This is a genomic window from Mannheimia granulomatis, assembly GCF_011455695.1.
GTDB lineage: Bacteria > Pseudomonadota > Gammaproteobacteria > Enterobacterales > Pasteurellaceae > Mannheimia > Mannheimia granulomatis_A.
The window spans coordinates 2,204,444-2,223,741 of record NZ_CP015030.1; the positions used below are offsets into that span (position 1 = coordinate 2,204,444).

General features: G+C 42.2%; 14 protein-coding genes. 11 read left to right on the plus strand and 3 right to left on the minus strand.

Features of this window, described 5'->3' with window-relative positions:
- Window positions 1-2: 2 nt before the first annotated feature.
- Together purL and A4G16_RS10610 are read right to left on the minus strand one after the other, a co-directional pair.
- Window positions 3-3,899: a phosphoribosylformylglycinamidine synthase gene (purL, locus tag A4G16_RS10605; protein WP_165889821.1), complete on the minus strand. Its 3,897-nt coding sequence runs from the start codon at window positions 3,897-3,899 to the stop codon at window positions 3-5.
- 175 nt (window positions 3,900-4,074) lie between these two features.
- A complete protein-coding gene (locus A4G16_RS10610; RefSeq protein ID WP_165889822.1) occupies window positions 4,075-6,177 on the minus strand; it encodes a TonB-dependent receptor domain-containing protein in 2,103 nt (700 codons plus the stop codon).
- A gap of 355 nt (window positions 6,178-6,532) precedes the next feature.
- On the opposite strand from A4G16_RS10610, the gene A4G16_RS10615 reads away from it, so the two are divergent.
- From A4G16_RS10615 to glmS, 10 genes are all read left to right on the plus strand, one after another.
- On the plus strand, window positions 6,533-7,279 hold the full coding sequence (locus A4G16_RS10615; protein WP_165889823.1) for a DeoR/GlpR family DNA-binding transcription regulator: 747 nt from the start codon (window positions 6,533-6,535) through the stop codon (window positions 7,277-7,279).
- Between the two features lie 209 nt (window positions 7,280-7,488).
- Window positions 7,489-9,255: an L-fucose isomerase gene (gene fucI / locus A4G16_RS10620; RefSeq protein WP_165889824.1), complete on the plus strand. Its 1,767-nt coding sequence runs from the start codon at window positions 7,489-7,491 to the stop codon at window positions 9,253-9,255.
- 122 nt (window positions 9,256-9,377) lie between these two features.
- Window positions 9,378-10,811: an L-fuculokinase gene (fucK, locus tag A4G16_RS10625; RefSeq protein WP_165889825.1), complete on the plus strand. Its 1,434-nt coding sequence runs from the start codon at window positions 9,378-9,380 to the stop codon at window positions 10,809-10,811.
- 12 nt (window positions 10,812-10,823) lie between these two features.
- Window positions 10,824-11,258, plus strand: coding sequence for an L-fucose mutarotase (gene fucU, locus A4G16_RS10630; RefSeq protein WP_165889826.1), 435 nt, complete (start codon window positions 10,824-10,826; stop codon window positions 11,256-11,258).
- Window positions 11,259-11,316: 58 nt separating this feature from the next.
- A complete protein-coding gene (locus A4G16_RS10635; RefSeq protein WP_165889940.1) occupies window positions 11,317-11,967 on the plus strand; it encodes an L-fuculose-phosphate aldolase in 651 nt (216 codons plus the stop codon).
- A gap of 41 nt (window positions 11,968-12,008) precedes the next feature.
- On the plus strand, window positions 12,009-13,295 hold the full coding sequence (fucP, locus tag A4G16_RS10640; RefSeq protein ID WP_165889827.1) for an L-fucose:H+ symporter permease: 1,287 nt from the start codon (window positions 12,009-12,011) through the stop codon (window positions 13,293-13,295).
- Window positions 13,296-13,411: 116 nt separating this feature from the next.
- Window positions 13,412-14,563 carry a lactaldehyde reductase gene (gene fucO / locus A4G16_RS10645; protein WP_165889828.1) on the plus strand — a complete coding sequence of 384 codons (1,152 nt, stop codon included), beginning with the start codon at window positions 13,412-13,414 and terminating at the stop codon, window positions 14,561-14,563.
- Window positions 14,564-14,778: 215 nt separating this feature from the next.
- Window positions 14,779-14,979, plus strand: a complete 201-nt coding sequence (locus tag A4G16_RS10650; RefSeq protein ID WP_027073350.1) for a glycine zipper 2TM domain-containing protein — start codon at window positions 14,779-14,781, stop codon at window positions 14,977-14,979.
- A 155-nt stretch (window positions 14,980-15,134) separates the two neighbouring features.
- Window positions 15,135-15,908: a DeoR/GlpR family DNA-binding transcription regulator gene (locus A4G16_RS10655; protein ID WP_165889829.1), complete on the plus strand. Its 774-nt coding sequence runs from the start codon at window positions 15,135-15,137 to the stop codon at window positions 15,906-15,908.
- Window positions 15,909-15,935: 27 nt separating this feature from the next.
- Entirely contained in the window at window positions 15,936-17,771 is a 1,836-nt protein-coding gene (glmS, locus tag A4G16_RS10660) for a glutamine--fructose-6-phosphate transaminase (isomerizing) (RefSeq protein WP_027073333.1), read from the plus strand.
- Between the two features lie 140 nt (window positions 17,772-17,911).
- Here glmS and A4G16_RS10665 read toward each other — a convergent pair whose 3' ends face one another.
- Window positions 17,912-18,277, minus strand: coding sequence for a CrcB family protein (locus A4G16_RS10665; RefSeq protein WP_165889830.1), 366 nt, complete (start codon window positions 18,275-18,277; stop codon window positions 17,912-17,914).
- A gap of 237 nt (window positions 18,278-18,514) precedes the next feature.
- Here A4G16_RS10665 and A4G16_RS10670 point away from each other — a divergent pair, with 237 nt between their 5' ends.
- Window positions 18,515-19,294 carry an MIP/aquaporin family protein gene (locus A4G16_RS10670; RefSeq protein WP_165889831.1) on the plus strand — a complete coding sequence of 260 codons (780 nt, stop codon included), beginning with the start codon at window positions 18,515-18,517 and terminating at the stop codon, window positions 19,292-19,294.
- Window positions 19,295-19,298 lie beyond the last annotated feature (4 nt).

A 19,298-nucleotide genomic window follows, 5' to 3' on the forward strand; every position in this document is an offset into this window, starting at 1 on the left:
GATTATTTTAATGCTACACGTGCATTCCTAAACAACCTCATCCAAGCCCCATCTTCCGTCCAATCTTCCGGACACCAAGAATTGCTTACTGCACGGAACACACGTTCAGGGTGTGGCATCATAATTGCTACTCTGCCGTCAGTGTTGCCGATGGCCGTGATACCAAATGCCGAGCCGTTCGGGTTGGCTGGGTATTGTTCGGTTGGATTAAGATTGTAGTCCACATATTGTGCGATGATCAAATTCTGATTTTGCAATTTGTGAAGCTGATCACTATTTTTAAATTCTACTCGCCCTTCACCGTGTGAAACTGCGATTGGCATATGGCTGCCTGCCATTCCATCGAACCAGTGTGAGTTAGTCTCGTTAATTTTCACCATCGCAACCCGAGCTTCAAAGCGTTCGGATTTGTTGCGAACGAAGCGAGGCCAGTTTTCTGTGCCTGGAATGATTTCTGCCAAGTTCGATACCATTTGGCAGCCGTTGCACACACCAAGGGCGAGTGTGTTCGAGTTATCGAAGAATTGGTTGAATTGATCTCGCAGTATTGGGTTGAACAGGATTGATTTCGCCCAGCCACCACCTGCACCGAGTACGTCGCCATAAGAGAAACCACCGCACGCTACCATTGCGTTGAAGTCGTTCAGATTACGTCTGCCTGCGATTAAGTCGGACATATGTACGTCAATCGCCTTGAAGCCTGCACGGTCGAAGGCTGCTGCCATTTCGTAGTGGCTGTTTACGCCTTGCTCACGTAAGATCGCAATGCTTGGTTTTACCCCTTTGTTGATAAACGGTGCGGCGATGTCTTCGTTCACGTCAAAAGTTAAGAATGCGGATAAGCCTTTGTTTTCCACATCTTTTTTCGCGGCGAATTCTTGGTCTGCACACTCTGGGTTGTCACGCAAGCGTTGCATTTGGTGAGTCAATTCTGCCCAGACTCCACGCAGTTCAGATCGTTTTTCACTTAACAATTTGCGAGAGCCTCGGCTAATTTCAAAACGGTTGTCGGCATTCACAGCCCCTAATTCTTTGGTTAAGTGAATCAGGTTGTAAGCTTTTAACACCTCACGCACCGCATTGAGTTCGCTGTCGGCAACTTGGATTACCGCACCTAATTCTTCATTGAATAGTACCGCTAAATCGTTGTCGCCAAGGGCAGAAATATCCACATCTACACCGCAGTTGCCGGCAAATGCCATTTCTGCAAGGGTGGTGATTAAACCACCGTCCGAACGGTCGTGGTAGGCTAGTAATTTATCTTCTGCCACCAAGACCTGCATTGCGTTGAAGAAGTCTTTTAAGGTTTGAACATTTACTACATCCGCAGGTTTGTCACCGAGCTGTTTGTAAACCTGTGCCAACGCTGTTGCACCCAAGCGGTTGTTGCCTTCGCCTAAGTCGATTAACAGCAGGCGTGAAGCCCCTTTGTCGGTACGAAGTTGTGGGGTAACAGTTTTACGCACATCTTCCACACGGGCGAAAGCGGAAATCACGAGTGAAAGCGGAGCGGTAACCGATTTCTGCTCGCCGTTTTCCTCCCAAGTGGTACGCATTGACATTGAGTCCTTACCCACCAGAATAGTAATGCCAAGTGCCGGGCAAAGCTCTTCGCCGACCGCTTTCACCGCTTCATACAAGCCGGCATCTTCGCCTTCGTGGCCTGCCGCCGACATCCAGTTTGCCGAGAGTTTAATGCGTTTGATGTCGCCGATATTGGTCGCCGCAATGTTGGTAATGCTTTCTGCCACCGCTAAGCGAGCCGATGCCCCGAAATCTAACAAGGCAACAGGCGCTCGTTCGCCCATTGACATCGCTTCGCCGTGATAGCTATCAAGAGAAGCGGTGGTAACGGCACAGTCCGCCACTGGAATTTGCCACGGGCCGACCATTTGATCACGAGCCACCATCCCCGTTACCGAGCGGTCGCCAATGGTGATTAAGAAGGTTTTTTCGGCAACCACCGGCAAGCGTAACACACGGTGGAACGCCTCTTTTAAGTCGATTTCAGCGGTTGCAAGCGGTGGATTTTTCACAGTTTTTTGCGAAGCCTCACGCTGCATTTTCGGGGTTTTTCCGAGCAACACGTTCATCGGCAAATCAATCGGATCGTTGCCGAAATGGGAGTCCGAAAGGGTTAAGTGTTTCTCTTCGGTCGCTTCGCCAATTACCGCAAACGGTGCACGCTCACGCTCACAAAGTGCGGTGAATAATTCAAGTTTTTCAGGGGCAACCGCTAACACATAACGCTCTTGCGATTCATTACACCAAATTTCGAGTGGCGACATCCCTTTTTCATCACACAGAATGTTGCGTAACTCAAATTTACCGCCACGCTCGCCGTCGTGTACCAGCTCCGGCATTGCGTTGGATAAACCGCCTGCGCCCACGTCGTGAATAAATAAAATCGGGTTATCATCGCCCATCTGCCAGCAGCGGTCGATCACCTCTTGGCAACGGCGTTCTATTTCCGGGTTTTCACGCTGAACGGAAGCGAAGTCTAAATCTTCTTTCGATTTACCCGATGCCATAGAGGATGCTGCACCGCCACCTAAACCGATATTCATCGCAGGGCCGCCAAGCACGATCAGTTTCGCCCCGACAGGGATTTCGCCTTTCTGAACGTGTTCCGCACGAATGTTACCGATACCGCCTGCGAGCATAATTGGCTTGTGGTAACCACGCACCTCTTCGCCGGCAAAGCTGTTTACTTTTTCTTCATAAGTACGGAAGTAACCTAATAATGCAGGGCGACCAAATTCGTTATTGAACGCCGCTCCACCAAGCGGGCCTTCGATCATAATATCGAGTGCAGAGGCAATACGGCTCGGCTTAGAAAGCGGATTTTCCCAAAGCTGTTCAAAGTTTGGAATCACAAGGTTAGACACGGAGAAGCCCGTTAAACCGGCTTTCGGTTTTGCCCCACGGCCTGTTGCTCCTTCGTCACGGATTTCACCACCCGAACCCGTCGCCGCTCCCGGGAATGGTGAAATGGCGGTCGGGTGGTTGTGGGTTTCCACTTTCATTAAAATGTGGGCTGGCTCGATGTGGGCACGATATTGACCATCTTGATCAGGGAACCATCTGCCAACAGTTGAACCTTCCATTACCGCCGCATTGTCTTTATAGGCAGAAAGCACATAGTCTGGGGTTTTCTCGAAGGTATTTTTAATCATCTTGAACAGGGATTTTTCCTGTTTCACGCCGTCAATTGTCCAGTCGGCATTGAAAATTTTATGGCGGCAGTGTTCCGAGTTCGCCTGAGCAAACATATATAGCTCAATGTCGTTCGGGTTGCGACCAAGTGCGGTGAAATTTTCCACCAAATAATCAATTTCATCTTCCGCCAACGCCAAGCCTAAATTCACATTTGCTTCTTCGAGAGCCTCACGACCACCGCCCAAAATATCCACGCTGGTAAACGGTTTTGGTTCTTGTTGAGCAAACAGTTGTGCCGCTTGGCTGGCGTCAGTCAGCACGGTTTCCATCATACGGTCGTGCAGTAAGCCTTTTAGCGTTTCAAGCTGGGCTTCGCTTGGCTGTTGGGTAAATTCAAAGTAATACGCCAAGCCACGCTCAATACGCTCCACCGCCTCTAAACCGCAGTTATGAGCGATGTCGGTGGCTTTGGACGACCACGAAGAGATCGTGCCAATGCGAGGGCTGACGATTAAGCAAAAACCGTTCGGCTCATGCTCTTCCAACGTCGGGCCGTAGTGCAACAGCTCCTGAATTTTCGCCGTCTCGCTCTCTGCAAGCGGTCGATTTAGGGCAATAAAATGCAAAAACTCTGCATACACCGAATGCACAGGAAGTTGATGTTGTTGAAATTTTTGCAGGAGTTGCTGAATACGAAAGTTGGAAAGGGCAGGCGAGCCACGGAAGGTTTGCATAGTCATTCTTAAGATTTTCCTGTTTAAAATGAAAAACTATACTGATTATAAATCATTAAGCAAACGATTGCCACAAAATAGCAAACGTTTGCTATTTCTGTTTAATCAAATAGGGCTTGTCAAAATAGTAAAAAAGCGGCCAAATTTGACCGCTTGTAGAGAGTTTCTCGAATGAGACGAATTAGAATGTGTAGTTTACGCTAGTACGGAATTCACGTCCACGAGCTGATAATTGACCACGTTGACCGTGTGCGTTGTATTTTTTGTTTGCGACATTATCAATAGCGAAGTTGACATTCATTTTATCGTTGTTAAACGGTTTCCAATTAACTGTAATATCGGTTACATTATAACCTTTTTTGCCAGTTCCTGTGTTAGTCTGTAATGTGCCGCCTGTAACAAAGTAGTTATCTTCAGGTTTTACTTTCTCAACAATACGGTGGTGTACGCCAACCTCTACATTTGGTTGCTCGAAGCGATAGCTTAAAGAAGCTGTCCAAGTACGTCCGATTGCTGATGCGTATTCCGGGTTGCTACTTAACAATGCTGTTTCTTGTAGCTGACCTTGACGGTTACGTTGCATCACAGTTTGTGTATAGAAACGAGGTTTGCTATGTGCAACACCTACACGTGCAGTCCATCCGTTTTGGTGGTAACCTGCATTTAACTCATAACCACGGTTTTTGATTTTACCGCCATTCACAATTGCTTGTGCTGCATTACCATGGTTATCGCGTCCGTTCGTTGTACCTAAAGCATCTTTAATATTTTGCCAGAAGTAGCTACCATCAAAGCTGAATGTACCATCATTATAGTTGAAGCCGATTTCAGTATTACGAGCTTGTTCTGCTTTGGTATTATCACCAATTGTTACCATACCGCGTTTACCATGTGCCATTAATGCATCGTGCAGACGTGGGCTGCGGGTTGCATAGTTATGGCTTGCACTGAGGCTTAAGTGTTGAATTGGCTCATAAATAATCCCTACGCTTGGGCTGAATGAGCCGTCACTGCGTTTTTTGCCGTCCATTGCTTTAAAGTTAAAGTGATCATAACGTACACCAGTAGTTAATGTTACTTTATCCATAGGAGCAGTAATGGCTTCGATATATAAACCGGTATCTGTTTTCTCTTGGTTTTTCACTAGAGAGTTAAATTTAGTATGCGGCTTAGCCTCTTGGTGACGATAGTTCACACCGTATTTTAATAATACGTTTTCGTGAACTGCTGAATCAAAGTTTACATTCGCACCAGTGGTAATCAGTTTGGTTTTGGTTGCATAATCTACATCGCCTGCATAACCATTACCTTTCTCGGTTTCAGACCAACGACCTTGAACTAAGCGATATACGTTAGCTGTGGCTTCTTGAGCAAAGCCTAAGTTTTTACCTGTCCATTCTAAGTTGGTTCTCTGTACTGTCATTCTGCGGTTTGCTGGAGCTTGGCGTTCTAGTGTTAATCGATTGTAAGGAGGTTTAACTGTACCATTTGGTGCGGCATCAAACTCTTCACGCACTAAACGCTGACCTTCATTTCTCTCATTAGAGTGACTTAATACAAAGCGGTGATCTCCCAATGTTGCACCTAATTTCGCTAAGAAACTGGTTTTATCTAATGCACTATATGGCACACGGTTTGTACCAAATTGGCTCACATAGCCTTTACCACCCTTGTATTCTCTATCCCTAATCAGATTTCCTGACACTAAAGCATCAAAAATCTCACCTTTGCCATATACGGTCGCATTAAAATTATGAGCGTGGTTAGTGCTAAAACCTGTACCCAATTTCGCACCGAAGTTTTTATCGCTGTTTTTTAATAAATCTAATGCATCTACAGTTTTAGCAATCACCGCACCGTTAGTTTGACCGATACCTGCTGATGCACTACCTGCACCTTTTTGAACAGAAACAATTTTTACTAATGCAGGGTCTAACATGTGACGACCTTGATGGTATAAAATTTGACTGTCTGAATAGGTATTATCTACTTTTACATCAATCGAGTTTTGACCCATACCACGAATGTATAGATATTGAGATGTACCATTACCTCCGCCTAAGCTGATTGCAGGCTCATCTTTCAACAAACCACGTAAGTCTGTTTGCGTGCTTTCATCTTTTTTCTGTGTAGTAACAACGTTACTTTGTACTTTCAGACCTTGGTTATCGGTAACTGTGATAGTATCAAGAGTGGCAGTATCATTTTTTTCTGCAAGAGCAGCATTGGCTGCTAACGCACCGAGCACTGCAGCTGAGAGAGGAAGTAATTTAAAGGTTTTCATTCGATATTGTTCCTTAGGTAAGAGACATTTGACAATGATTTCGGCTTTGATGTTGAAAATAATTCTCAACAATAAGAACGGGTGAATATTTACATAGTTAAAATGAGTTGTCAACTATCTTTATATAATTATTTGAGAATCTTTCTTAATTGCAACATTTCGCAAAATATATACATAATCCTTGCAAGGATTATTCTTCGCCTTGCTGCTATTGGTAAAGCCAGCGTTCAAAAAGCAATGCTTTTATTACTGCCTACAGCCTAAAATGTGATCCCTGTCTAAAAATCAAGTTTGTTTGCTCGACAGAATAAATACAAGCGGTTAAATTTAGGCGAAAATTTACTAAGGAAAGTTTATGCAACAACGACATAACCAAATTATCACTTACTTAACGGAATTTGATGAAGCGAGTGTAAAAGAGCTGGCAGAACATTGTGCTGTATCAATTGAAACCATTCGCCGTGATCTAAATAAATTAGATAAAACCGGTCTTCTTCACCGTACCCATGGTGGTGCGGTTAGTTATAAAAAAAGGGATGTTGGCCGTTCATTTAGCACCCGCTTGAGAACAAATAGTGAAGCAAAACGTAACATTGCAGAAAATGTACTCTTACATTTGTATCCGGAATCGGTGATTGCCCTTGATGCAAGCTCGACCTCTTGGAATGTTGCACAACGCCTTCCGAATATTCCTTGTACAGTAGTAAGTAGTTCTATGCGGATTATTCGAAGCCTTTCCCAAAAACCGCATATTAAAACTATCGCAACCGGTGGGGTTTATTTAGAAAAATATGATGCCTTTTACGGTCCCCTTTCAGAGCAGCTCTTCTCTCGGTTAAAAATAGATATTGCCATTCTTTCTTGTGCAGGGATTGCAGAGGGAATCATTTGGGAATCTAATGAGATTAATATTTCATTCAAACGTAAACTTATTGCTAACAGCAAACAGATTTTTCTGTTGGTTGATCACAGTAAATTTGAGCGTAAAGATTTAATTCAGATGGAAAATTTGTCTTGCGTTGATAAATTATTTGTGAATCGAATGCCGGCTAGTACTCTTCAAAACTACTGTTTAGAGAATCAAATTCAAATCGTTATTTAAGCTAAGCATATTTTCTAAATGCCCGATTTTGTGAAAGTAACCGCAAAATCGGGCATGCTTTTTCCGCCTATTTTGAGTAGAACCCTCCTCTTTTTGTGATCATTCTCACAAATTTTGTACTAATTTTGCATTTTTCTTCATAACCCATATTGCGTATGCATAATTAAACTCAACAGCTAAATTTTTTAAACCAATCAGGAGACTCAATCATGACTATGCTGAAATCAACTCCAGTAAAAATTGGTATCCGCCCAACTATTGACGGTCGCCGTATGGGAGTACGTGAATCACTTGAAGATCAAACAATGAATATGGCGAAAGCCGTAGCCAATCTATTGCAGTCGGAAATTCGCCATCCTAATGGTGAGTTTGTGGAATGTGTGATTGCAGATTCGACTATCGGTGGTGTTGCCGAAGCCGCGGCTTGTGCCGAAAAATTCAAACGTGAAAATGTTGGTGCGGTGATTACCGTAACCCCTTGCTGGTGTTATGGCTCTGAAACTATTGATATGGACCCTCACATGCCAAAAGCCATTTGGGGCTTTAACGGTACAGAACGCCCGGGGGCAGTTTATTTGGCAGCCTCTCTTGCAGGCCACAGCCAATTAGGTTTACCGGCATTCTCAATTTATGGTACAGAGGTGCAAGAAGCAGATGACCAATCTATTCCTGATGATGTACGGGAAAAATTACTTCGCTTTGCTCGTGCAGGTCTTGCCGTTGCAACACTTCGTGGTAAATCGTATTTATCTATCGGTTCGGTTTCAATGGGGATTGCAGGTTCAATCGTCAATCAACAATTCTTCCAAGAATATTTAGGCATGCGTAATGAATATGTGGATATGACTGAAATTAAACGCCGCTTAGATCGCAATATTTACGATGAAGAAGAATTTAAATTAGCGATGAGCTGGGTAAAACAGTACTGCAAAGAAGGGATTGATGTAAATGCACCGGAAAATCAACGCAGCCCACAAGAGCGGGAAAAACTTTGGGAAGATGTGGTGAAAATGACCATTATTTCTCGTGATTTGATGGTAGGCAACCCTCGCTTGGCTGAGTTAGGTTACGGAGAAGAGGCTTTAGGCCATAACGCGATTGCTGCCGGTTTCCAAGGTCAACGCCAATGGACCGATCACCTACCAAATGGTGACTTTATGGAAGCCATGCTGAATTCAACCTATGACTGGAACGGTGTGCGTGCTCCATACATTCTGGCAACCGAAAATGACTCGTTAAACGGTGTGAATATGTTATTCGGTAACTTACTCACCGGCCAAGCACAAATTTTTGCCGATGTGCGTACTTATTGGAGTGAGGATTCTGTTGAGCGTGTTACCGGCTGGCGTCCTGAAACCGGCTTTATTCACTTAATCAACTCCGGTTCTGCGGCATTAGATGGTACTGGTCAGCATACCGATAAAGATGGTGAGCCAACTATCAAACCGGCTTGGGAAGTGACAGAAGAAGATGGAAAACGTTGCTTAGAGAATACCCGTTGGTGTCCGGCAGTGCACGAATACTTCCGTGGTGGCGGTTTATCTTCTCAATTCTTAACTAAAGGTGGAATGCCGTTTACGATGCACCGCATCAACTTGATTAAAGGCATCGGCCCTGTACTACAAATTGCCGAAGGTTGGTCAATTGACTTACCGGAAAATGTACACGATATCTTAAATAAACGCACTAATGAAACTTGGCCAACCACGTGGTTTGTGCCTCGTTTAACAGGCAAAGGCGCATTTGCAGATGTGTATAGCGTGATGGCGAACTGGGGTGCAAATCACTGTGTGGCAACTTACGGGCATGTTGGAGCAGACTTAATCACGCTCGCTTCAATGTTACGCATTCCAGTGTGTATGCATAACGTAAAAGATAAAGATGTGTTCCGTCCAAGTGCGTGGAATGGTTTTGGTCAAGACAAAGAAGGTCAGGATTACCGTGCTTGTGCAAACTTCGGACCGCTTTATAAATAAGCACTTACAAGCGGTTAAATTTGCAAAAAAATGTGCAAATAAGACCGCTTGATTACAAATCTTAAAATAATCAGGACGCACTTAGTGCGTCCCTACCAAGGAAATAACAAAGGGGAAAACCTATGTCTATTGCCCTTATTTTTGACTGTGGCGCAACAAATCTTCGCACAATTGCCATCGACCAAACAGGGAAAATTGTTGCCGCACATCACTTACCGAACAATACGCAGCCGGGGGAGGAAAACCCTGAGTTTCATATTTGGGATATTGAAGAAATTTGGTCAAAACTGATGAATTGTGCCAAACAAACCCTTGCCCAACTTTCAGAACAACAACGAAAAGAGATTATTGGGATTTCGGTTACTACTTTTGGTGTGGACGGTACGCTTTTCGATAAAGCCGGCAATCAACTTTATCCGATTATTTCTTGGAAATGCCCAAGAACCTTGCCAATTACGGAAAATATTGCCAACTATATTGACGTTGAAGCTTTATATCGCCGTAACGGGGTGGGGCATTACAGCTTTAACACCTTATTCAAACTGTTATGGCTTAAACAAAATAAACCTGAGATTTATGCTCAAGCAAGCAGTTTCTTATTTATTTCTTCTATTCTAACTTATCGCTTAACAGGGGTGAAAAGCACCGACCGCACAATGGCGGGAACATCAATGATGACCAACATTGAAAGCGATCATTGGGATAACGAAGTGCTTTATTTACTGGGTTTAAATGAAAGCCATTTCCCACCAATGAAAAGTGCAGGCGAAGTGGTTGGCAATTTGAAAGCCGATATCGCCCAAGAATTAGGCTTAAGCGGTCAAATTCCGATTATTTCTTGCGGACATGACACTCAATTCGCCATTTTGGGCTCGGGTGCAGGCTACAACCAACCGGTTTTAAGCTCGGGCACGTGGGAAATTTTAGTGGTTCGTACCCCTCAGGCTAAACCGCAATGGCAATTTGTACAAAACGGTTTAACCATTGAATTTGACAGTCAAGCAGGCTACTTCAACCCCGGCGTACAGTGGGTTGCATCAGGGGTGATGGAATGGGTTGGTAAACGTTTCTTCTCTGATATTGCCGATACACCAAGCTACTATTCCACAATGATTAATGAAGCAAGCAAAGTACCAGCAGGTTCGAATGGCGTGAAATTAATAGGCAGTTTTGATGGTACTACTGAACAGACAGGTTCAATTATCGGCTTATCAATGCACACTGCACGTGGGGAAATTTACCGTGCAGGCTTGGAATATATGGCTTACCGCTTAAAAGCGGGGTTAGATGTATTACAAGAAGTGAGTGACTTTAATGCAGAAAGTTTGATCTGTGTGGGTGGAGGCTCTAAAAATTCCCTATGGAATCAAATTCGAGCCGATGTGTTAAATCGCCCGATTGATGTGGTGGATTTCCCTGAAAGTACCGTATTAGGGGCAGCCATGTTTACATTTGCCGGTGCAGGGATCTTCGAAAGTCCAAATCTAGCACAACAAGCAATGAAGCCGAATGTAAAACGAATTGAGCCATCTGCAAATCGCGATTTTTATAAATAACAGGAGTTTGACATGTTAAAAGGTATTCATCCGGCTATTTCACCGGAATTATTAAAGGTATTAGCAGAAATGGGGCATGGGGATGAATTAGTGCTTTCGGATGCACATTTTCCCGCACATTCTATTCATCAAAAAGTGATTCGTGCAGACGGCATCAGTGTTGCTACTTTATTAGAAGGCATTTCCGCACTGCTTGAATTTGACCAATATGTTGAAGCCCCACTTGCAATGATGCAAGCAGTACCAGGAGATACGTTAGATCCAACTGTGGAAGAGCGTTATTTGGCAGCTATCAAGAAAGTCAATGGCTCAGCTCCAAAAGTAGAACGTGTAGAACGTTTTGCTTTTTATGAGCGCGCGAAAACCGCTTATGCGGTGGTGATTACCGGTGAATTAGCCAAATACGGCAACATCATTATTAAAAAAGGCGTCACGCCGGTGTCTTAATGCCGATTACAAGCGGTTCAAAATACAACATTTTTTGCAAATTAAAAGGAGTTCAATGATGAACAGACAAATACTCGCAAGACAAATTATTGATACTTGTCTTGAAATGACTCGAATTGGATTGAATCAAGGAACAGCAGGTAATGTGAGTGTACGTTATCGAGATGGCATGCTCATTACGCCAACGGGTACACCTTATGAAGAAATGACAGAAGATTCTATCGTATTTGTAGATGCCAAGGGTAAGCACGAAGAAGGCAAGCTCCCATCAAGTGAATGGCAATTCCATTTAGCGGTGTATGAAGCACGCCCAGAGCTGAATGCAGTCGTGCATAACCACGCACGTAACTGTGCGGCGGTTTCTATTCTCGGTGAGCCTATTCCAGCTATTCACTATATGATTGCTTGCACAGGAACAGATCATATCCCATGTGTGCCTTATGCGCCTTTCGGTACACATCAATTAGCCGACTATGTGCGAGAAGGTATTCGAGGCAGTAAAGCGATTTTGCTCGCTCACCACGGCTTAATTACCGCCGATAAAACTCTTGATAAAGCCTTAGGTGTGGCACACGAAGTAGAAGTCATTGCCGAATGGTATTTGAAATTACTCGCTACCGGCAAACCAATTCCAACGTTAAACAAGGAGCAAATGGATGTTGTATTAGAAAAATTTAAATCCTACGGCTCTTGGGTGGAAGAAAGATAATTAAATGAAATTTTCCTAAAAAATAATAGAAGGAATGTCTTATGACAGTTAAAGTTCTTGAGAAAAAATTTGTGGTCCCTTTTATTCTAATTACCACATTATTTGCCCTTTGGGGATTTGCAAATGATATTACAAATCCGATGGTTGCAGTATTCCAAACCGTTATGGAGATCCCGGCTTCTGAAGCCGCTCTTGTACAGTTCGCTTTCTACGGAGGTTACGGCACAATGGCAATTCCTGCCGCCTTATTTGCTAGTCGTTATAGTTATAAAGCCGGTGTTTTATTAGGATTAGCTCTCTATGCAATTGGTGCATTTCTATTTATTCCTGCGGCAATGTATGAGCAATTCTCCTTCTTCCTGTGGTCACTTTATATCTTAACTTTTGGTTTGGCGTTCTTAGAAACAACAGCAAATCCGTATATTCTTTCAATGGGTGATCCGGCAACAGCAACCCGCCGTCTAAACTTAGCACAATCATTTAACCCGTTAGGCTCAATTACCGGTATGTTTGTTGCCTCACAAATTGTATTAACTAACTTGGAATCTGAGAAACGCGATGCAGCTGGAAATCTGCTATTTAATAGCTTATCTGCAGCAGAAAAAGCAGTGGTTAAAACTCACGATCTCGCTATGATTCGTAACCCCTATGTAGTGATTGGTTTAGTTGTTGTGGCTGTATTTATCATTATTGCCTTGTATAAAATGCCGGTTACAAAGGTAGAGAGTGCAAATCGTATTTCTGTAAAAGAATCCTTTAGCCGCTTAATTGTAAATGCTCGTTATCGTGAAGGGGTGCTTGCTCAAGTATTCTACGTTGGGGTCCAAATTATGTGCTGGACGTTCATTATTCAATATGCTGAGCGTATTGGTCTAACCAAGGCAGAAGCCCAAAACTGGAATATTGTTGCTATGGCATTATTTATTACTAGTCGTTTTATCAGCACGGCACTCATGAAATACCTAAAAGCTGAATTAATGTTATTCCTCTTCGCAGTGGGTGGCTTCTTCAGTATTCTAGGCGTGATGTTTATTGATGGCATGGGTGGTCTTTATTGTTTAGTACTCACTTCTGGATTTATGTCTCTTATGTTCCCTACTATTTATGGAATTGCATTAGATGGTCAAGGTGAAGAATCTACATTGGGTGCTGCCGGCTTAGTGATGGCAATTGTAGGTGGAGCATTAATGCCGCCAATGCAAGGTTGGATTATCGACCAAGGCATTGTTGCCGGTATGCCTGCAGTTAATTTCTCATTCATCCTTCCTCTTATCTGTTTTATTGCTATTGCCATCTATGGTTTCCGTTGCTGGAAGGTATTGAAATAAGCCATTTTACTTTGGAAAACAAGCGGTCTGATTTAAATAAAAATTTGCAAAAAAACTTCATAATTTGACCGCTTGCAAGTTAATTGAATTGTTTAACTTTTAAGAAGGAAAATATTATGTCAAATCGTCTTATCCTCAATGAAACCAGTTATCACGGTAAAGGTGCAATTAAAAACATCATTCATGAAATAGCCAGCCGTAGTTTCAAAAAAGCTCTTGTGGTAACCGACAAGGACTTAATCAAGTTTAACGTGGCACAAAAAGTAACTTCTTTACTTGATGCTGCAGACTTACCTTATGAAATTTTTGATGAAGTTAAAGCTAACCCTGCGGTAGATGTGATCAAAGCCGGAGTAGAAAAATTTAAAGCCTCAGGAGCAGACTACCTAATTGCTATCGGCGGTAGCTCACCAATTGATAGTGCCAAAGCGATAGGCATCATCATTAATAATCCGGAGTTTGGTGATGTACTTTCATTAGAGGGGGTTGCACCAACTCACCAAAAATGTGTACCGATTATTGCCGTGCCTACTACAGCAGGTACAGCAGCTGAGGTGACTATCAACTATGTAATTACAGATGAAGAGAAAAAACGTAAATTCGTATGTGTAGATGTGCACGATGTGCCTGCAGTTGCCCTAGTCGATCCGGATATGATGGAATCTATGCCAAAAAGCCTAGCTGCCGCAACCGGTATGGATGCGCTTACTCATGCGATTGAGGGTTATATTACCAAAGCTGCATGGGAATTAACTGATGCTTTACATTTAAAAGCCATTGAGCTTATTAGTCGTTCATTGCGTGGTGCAGTAGAGAAAAATCCAAAAGATATTGAAGGTATGGCACTAGGGCAGTATGTTGCCGGAATGGGCTTCTCAAACGTAGGTTTAGGTGTTGTACACAGTATGGCTCATCCACTTTCCGCATACTATGATACTCCGCACGGTATTGCCAATGCAGTTCTGCTTCCTTATGTCATGGAATTTAACAAAAACTACACGGGTGAAAAGTACCGTGAAATTGCTCGTGCAATGGGCGTGAAAGGAGTTGATGACATGAGCCAAGAAGAGTATCGCAATGCCGCAATTAAAGCAGTTCAACAACTCTCACAAGATGTGGGAATTCCGCCAAAACTTTATCAAATTGGCGTGAAAGAAGAAGATTTGCCAGCGTTATCGCTAGATGCTTTCAATGATGTTTGTACCGGAGGTAATCCAAGAGATTGTAGCCCTGAAGAATTATTAGAAGTATATAAAATTGCATTCTAATTTACGAAATAGAAAATCTACTCCTAGTCGATTTACTCTTTAACCGACAGAGAGTAGATTTTTTATTGGTTTGTGGATAAAAAACAACCAGCCCAGACTGTTTTTATACCTCATTTTTTAATCAAATAAAAGCATTGTGGAACCTTTAATGATAAATTTAATCTTATAGCTTAAGTCAGCGATTGGCTTATTTTATTGATAATGAGGAGCTAAATATGAAATCTATTTTTAAAGTTATTGGTGTGACTGCACTAATGGTTGCAGTATCTGGCTGTAACGGCATGACTAAAACTCAGCGTAATACTGCAATTGGTGCAGCTATCGGTGGTGTTGCCGGTCATGCAATTGGTGCATCGACAGGGGCAACTTTAGGTGGTGCGGCATTAGGTGGCGTTATTGGTAGCCAAGTTAAATAACTGCAAAAATTAAGAAGAAATTAACCGCTTGTATCTAAAAGAACAAGCGGTTTTATTTTATGTAAAATTTGTAAATTCCCAATTTCTGCTTTTCTTTTCATTTTCTTTCATTATAATGCGAAAAGTTTTGAATCGAAACTTAGTAAAGGCTTAAAATGTCAAAACGAAATACTCAACAACGCCGTCATCTGATAGTACAAATGGTACAAACTCAAAATGAAGTCAGTGTAGATGAACTGGCTAACTTATTTGAAACCTCAGAAGTTACTATTCGTAAAGATCTCACCGCTTTAGAAGAAAGTGGTTTTTTATTGCGAAAATATGGCGGTGCAGTCAAAATCCCCTCAGAAATGATGGAAGAAGAATTTACCGAGCAGCTTTCGATTCAAAAGAAAATGATCGCTCAAGCAGCAAGAGACTGTATTCGAGACCATAACCGTATCATTATTGACAGTGGTAGCACGACAGGGGCATTAGTCAAAGCCTTAAATCAAACAGGCTTAGTTGTTATGACTAATTCGCTAAATTTAGCAACTGAATTAACAGCGCTTGAATGTGAACCTACCGTGTTGATGACAGGGGGAACTTGGGATGCGAGATCAGAATCTTTTCAAGGGAAAGTAGCAGAACAAGTATTACGTTCGTATGATTTTGACCAACTGTTTATTGGTGCAGATGGTTTAGATTTATCTCGTGGCACAACTACGTTTAATGAGTTAGTTGGATTAAGCCAAGTCATGGCTGAGGTAAGCCGTGAAGTGATTGTGTTGATAGAATCACAAAAAATTGGGCGGAAGATGCCTAATATCGAATTGGAATGGGGAAAAATCACTAAACTTATTACCGACAACCAGTTAAGTTTCGAAACGAAAGAACAAATCGAAAAAATGGGTGTCGAAGTGGTTATCGCTAAAGGATCGAATTTTTAAACTTAATTAAAATAGGAAAGCAAATTTATGTGTGGAATTGTAGGTGCAGTAGCACAACGTGATATCGCAGAAATCTTAGTAGATGGTTTACACCGCTTAGAGTATCGTGGTTATGATTCAGCCGGTGTGGCAGTTTTAAACAGCGACGATAAACAAATGCAAATTGTACGTCGTGTGGGTAAAGTTAAAGCATTAGATGAAGCGTTGGAAGCTAAACCGTTATTAGGCGGAACAGGGATTGCACATACCCGTTGGGCAACGCATGGTGAGCCGTCAGAAACCAACGCTCACCCACATCGTAGCGGCAAAATTGCTGTGGTACATAACGGTATTATTGAAAACTATGAAGAGTTAAAAGTAGTGTTACAAGAGCGTGGTTATGTATTCCAATCACAAACCGATACGGAAGTTATTGCTCACTTAGTGGAGTGGGAATTGCGTTCTGCTTCTTCATTATTAGAAGCGGTACAAAAAACAGTTGTACAGTTACGTGGTGCTTACGGTACAGTGGTATTAAACGAGGAAGAGCCGGAGCATTTAATCGTAGCTCGTTCAGGCAGCCCACTTGTTATTGGCTATGGTGTAGGTGAAAACTTCTTAGCTTCAGACCCGCTTGCGTTATTGAGTGTAACCCGTCGCTTTGCCTATTTAGAAGAGGGTGATGTAGCTGAAATTACTCGCCGTACAGTAGATATTTACGATCGTCAAGGTAATAAGGTTGAGCGTGAAATTCACGAAGGTAACTTTGAAGCAGATGCGGCTGATAAAGGTCAATATCGCCACTATATGCAAAAAGAAATTTTTGAGCAACCTGTGGCAATTATGAACACCTTAGACGGTCGTATCAAAGACGGTAAAGTAGATGTTTCTGCCATTGCACCAAATGCAGCAGAGATTTTATCTAAAGTACAGCACGTGCAAATTGTGGCTTGTGGTACTTCCTACAATGCCGGTATGGTAGCTCGTTATTGGTTTGAATCTTTAGCTGGCGTGAGCTGTGATGTGGAAATTGCTTCCGAATTCCGCTACCGCAAATTTGTCACACGCCCAAATAGCTTATTAATTACGCTTTCACAATCGGGTGAAACAGCAGATACTTTAGCGGCATTACGTTTAGCGAAAGAATCGGGTTATATGGCAGCGATGACAGTATGTAACGTAGCAAGCTCATCTTTAGTACGTGAATCTGATTTTGCTTTCTTAACCAAAGCAGGAGTTGAAATTGGTGTTGCTTCAACCAAAGCATTTACCACTCAATTAACGTGCTTATTATTGTTGAATGTTGCAATTGGTCGCTTACAAGGCAATATGAGCGAAGAGCAAGAACAGCACATTGTGCAATCTTTACAGCGCTTACCGGCACAAATCGAAAGTGCGTTAGTGTTTGATAAACAAATCGAAAAATTATCGGAAGATTTTGCCGATAAACACCATACTTTATTCCTAGGTCGTGGTGAATACTATCCGATTGCAATGGAATCTGCATTGAAATTAAAAGAGATTTCATACATTCACGCTGAAGCTTATGCAGCCGGTGAATTAAAACACGGTCCGCTAGCTTTAATTGATAGTGATATGCCTGTGGTTGTAGTTGCACCGGAAAATGATTTGTTAGAGAAAGTGAAATCTAACATTGAAGAAGTTCGTGCTCGTGGCGGTCAGCTATATGTATTTGCTGATCACGATGCAGGTTTTGAAGAAGCGGAAGGCTTTAAAACTATTGTTATGCCAAAAGTAGATGAAGTGACCGCACCGATTTTCTACACCGTGCCGTTACAACTACTTTCATACCACATTGCACTAATTAAAGGTACAGACGTAGACCAACCTCGTAACTTAGCGAAAGCGGTGACTGTAGAGTAATGTCAAAATAACGTTGTGCTAATCTTCCAACTTAAAGGTTAGGCTATTTTATCAAAGGGCTGATTTCGCTATTATCGCAAAATCAGCCCTTTGACTTTATGGAGTTAACAAGTGAAAGATGTGTAAATTTTCTAGAAAATTTAACCGCTTGTAAGCCAGCGGGTTATTAAAATTCCGCAAATTGTCAGCACAATGCTCCCTACCAAATGTAAGCTCAATACCATAGTAAACTCTCCCCATTTATCGGCTAATAATTTCTCGCTTAATTCGGCTGAAAAACTCGAAAAAGTTGTAAAGCTACCGAGAAAGCCTGTGATCAATGAAAGTTTCTCGTGTTCGCCTAAATTAAAGCCAATTGCAATACCAATCAAGAAACAGCCTAACCAATTCACTAACAATGTACCTAGTGCCAGTTGGCTAAATATCGGATTTAGCCAAACGCTTAAAGCCCAGCGAATTAAGGCACCTAATATAGCTCCGCTCGAAAGAAGAAAAATCGTATACATAAAATGATTTGCCTCATATTTATATTTTCACTTGTTATCAGGATACTACTTTTATCAATTTTTTGAAATTACACTCCAAAATAAGTATTTTTATAAAAATAATGTGATTGAATTCACAAATTTAAATTTTGCTATTTGCTTAAAAAATGTCATTTTGGCAATATCATTCCGAAAATATTTTCATTTTCAAACATTTTTCCATCGTTTTTCAATCATTTCATATTAAGGGGAAACTCTATGGACAGATCTTTACGTAACGCCTGTATTGGTGAATTTATCGGCACAGGTTTCATTTTGTTCTTCGGTGCAGGTTGTGTCGCTGCAGCACAGTTGGCAGGAGCAAGTTTCGGTTTGTGGGAAATTGCAATTGTTTGGGGTATTGGGGTCTCTATGGCAATTTATATTTCCGCAGGTATTTCCGGTGCTCATCTTAATCCAGCCGTCACTATTGCTCTTGCAGCATTCTATGGTTTTGAAAAACACAAAATTCTTCCCTACATTATCGCTCAAATTGCAGGTGCTTTTTGTTCTGTTGCACTTATTTATTTTATGTATAGCGATCTCTTCATTGCCGCTGAAACAGCTCAAGGTATTGTAAGAGGCGAAACTGTTGGTTTTGCAGGAGTCTTCTCAACTTATCCAAACCCGAATATTACGCTTGTAACTGCCTTTATTGTGGAATTTGTGATTACGGCCGTATTAATGTCCACTATTTTAGCCATTGGTGATGACAAAAACGGCTTACCGAATAAAGCGCTAGCTGCATTGCTTATTGGTTTATTGATTGCGGTTATCGGTGGTGCAACCGGTCCATTAACCGGCTTTGCAATGAACCCTGCTCGTGATTTTGGACCAAAACTGTTTGCGTTCTTTGCCGGTTGGGGAGAAATTGCATTAACAGGCGGTAAAGAAATCCCTTATTTCATCATTCCAATCGTAGCTCCAATTTGTGGTGCATTAGCAGGTGCTTGGGGCTATAAAAATCTTATTCATAAAAACCTTCCGGCCAATAATTAGGAGT

Coding starts and splice junctions, on each gene's coding strand:
- purL (WP_165889821.1), bottom strand. CDS start 3,899: ATGACTATGCAAACCTTCCGTGGCTCGCCTGCCCTTTCCAACTTTCGT.
- A4G16_RS10610 (WP_165889822.1), bottom strand. CDS start 6,177: ATGAAAACCTTTAAATTACTTCCTCTCTCAGCTGCAGTGCTCGGTGCG.
- A4G16_RS10615 (WP_165889823.1), top strand. CDS start 6,533: ATGCAACAACGACATAACCAAATTATCACTTACTTAACGGAATTTGAT.
- fucI (WP_165889824.1), top strand. CDS start 7,489: ATGACTATGCTGAAATCAACTCCAGTAAAAATTGGTATCCGCCCAACT.
- fucK (WP_165889825.1), top strand. CDS start 9,378: ATGTCTATTGCCCTTATTTTTGACTGTGGCGCAACAAATCTTCGCACA.
- fucU (WP_165889826.1), top strand. CDS start 10,824: ATGTTAAAAGGTATTCATCCGGCTATTTCACCGGAATTATTAAAGGTA.
- A4G16_RS10635 (WP_165889940.1), top strand. CDS start 11,317: ATGAACAGACAAATACTCGCAAGACAAATTATTGATACTTGTCTTGAA.
- fucP (WP_165889827.1), top strand. CDS start 12,009: ATGACAGTTAAAGTTCTTGAGAAAAAATTTGTGGTCCCTTTTATTCTA.
- fucO (WP_165889828.1), top strand. CDS start 13,412: ATGTCAAATCGTCTTATCCTCAATGAAACCAGTTATCACGGTAAAGGT.
- A4G16_RS10650 (WP_027073350.1), top strand. CDS start 14,779: ATGAAATCTATTTTTAAAGTTATTGGTGTGACTGCACTAATGGTTGCA.
- A4G16_RS10655 (WP_165889829.1), top strand. CDS start 15,135: ATGTCAAAACGAAATACTCAACAACGCCGTCATCTGATAGTACAAATG.
- glmS (WP_027073333.1), top strand. CDS start 15,936: ATGTGTGGAATTGTAGGTGCAGTAGCACAACGTGATATCGCAGAAATC.
- A4G16_RS10665 (WP_165889830.1), bottom strand. CDS start 18,277: ATGTATACGATTTTTCTTCTTTCGAGCGGAGCTATATTAGGTGCCTTA.
- A4G16_RS10670 (WP_165889831.1), top strand. CDS start 18,515: ATGGACAGATCTTTACGTAACGCCTGTATTGGTGAATTTATCGGCACA.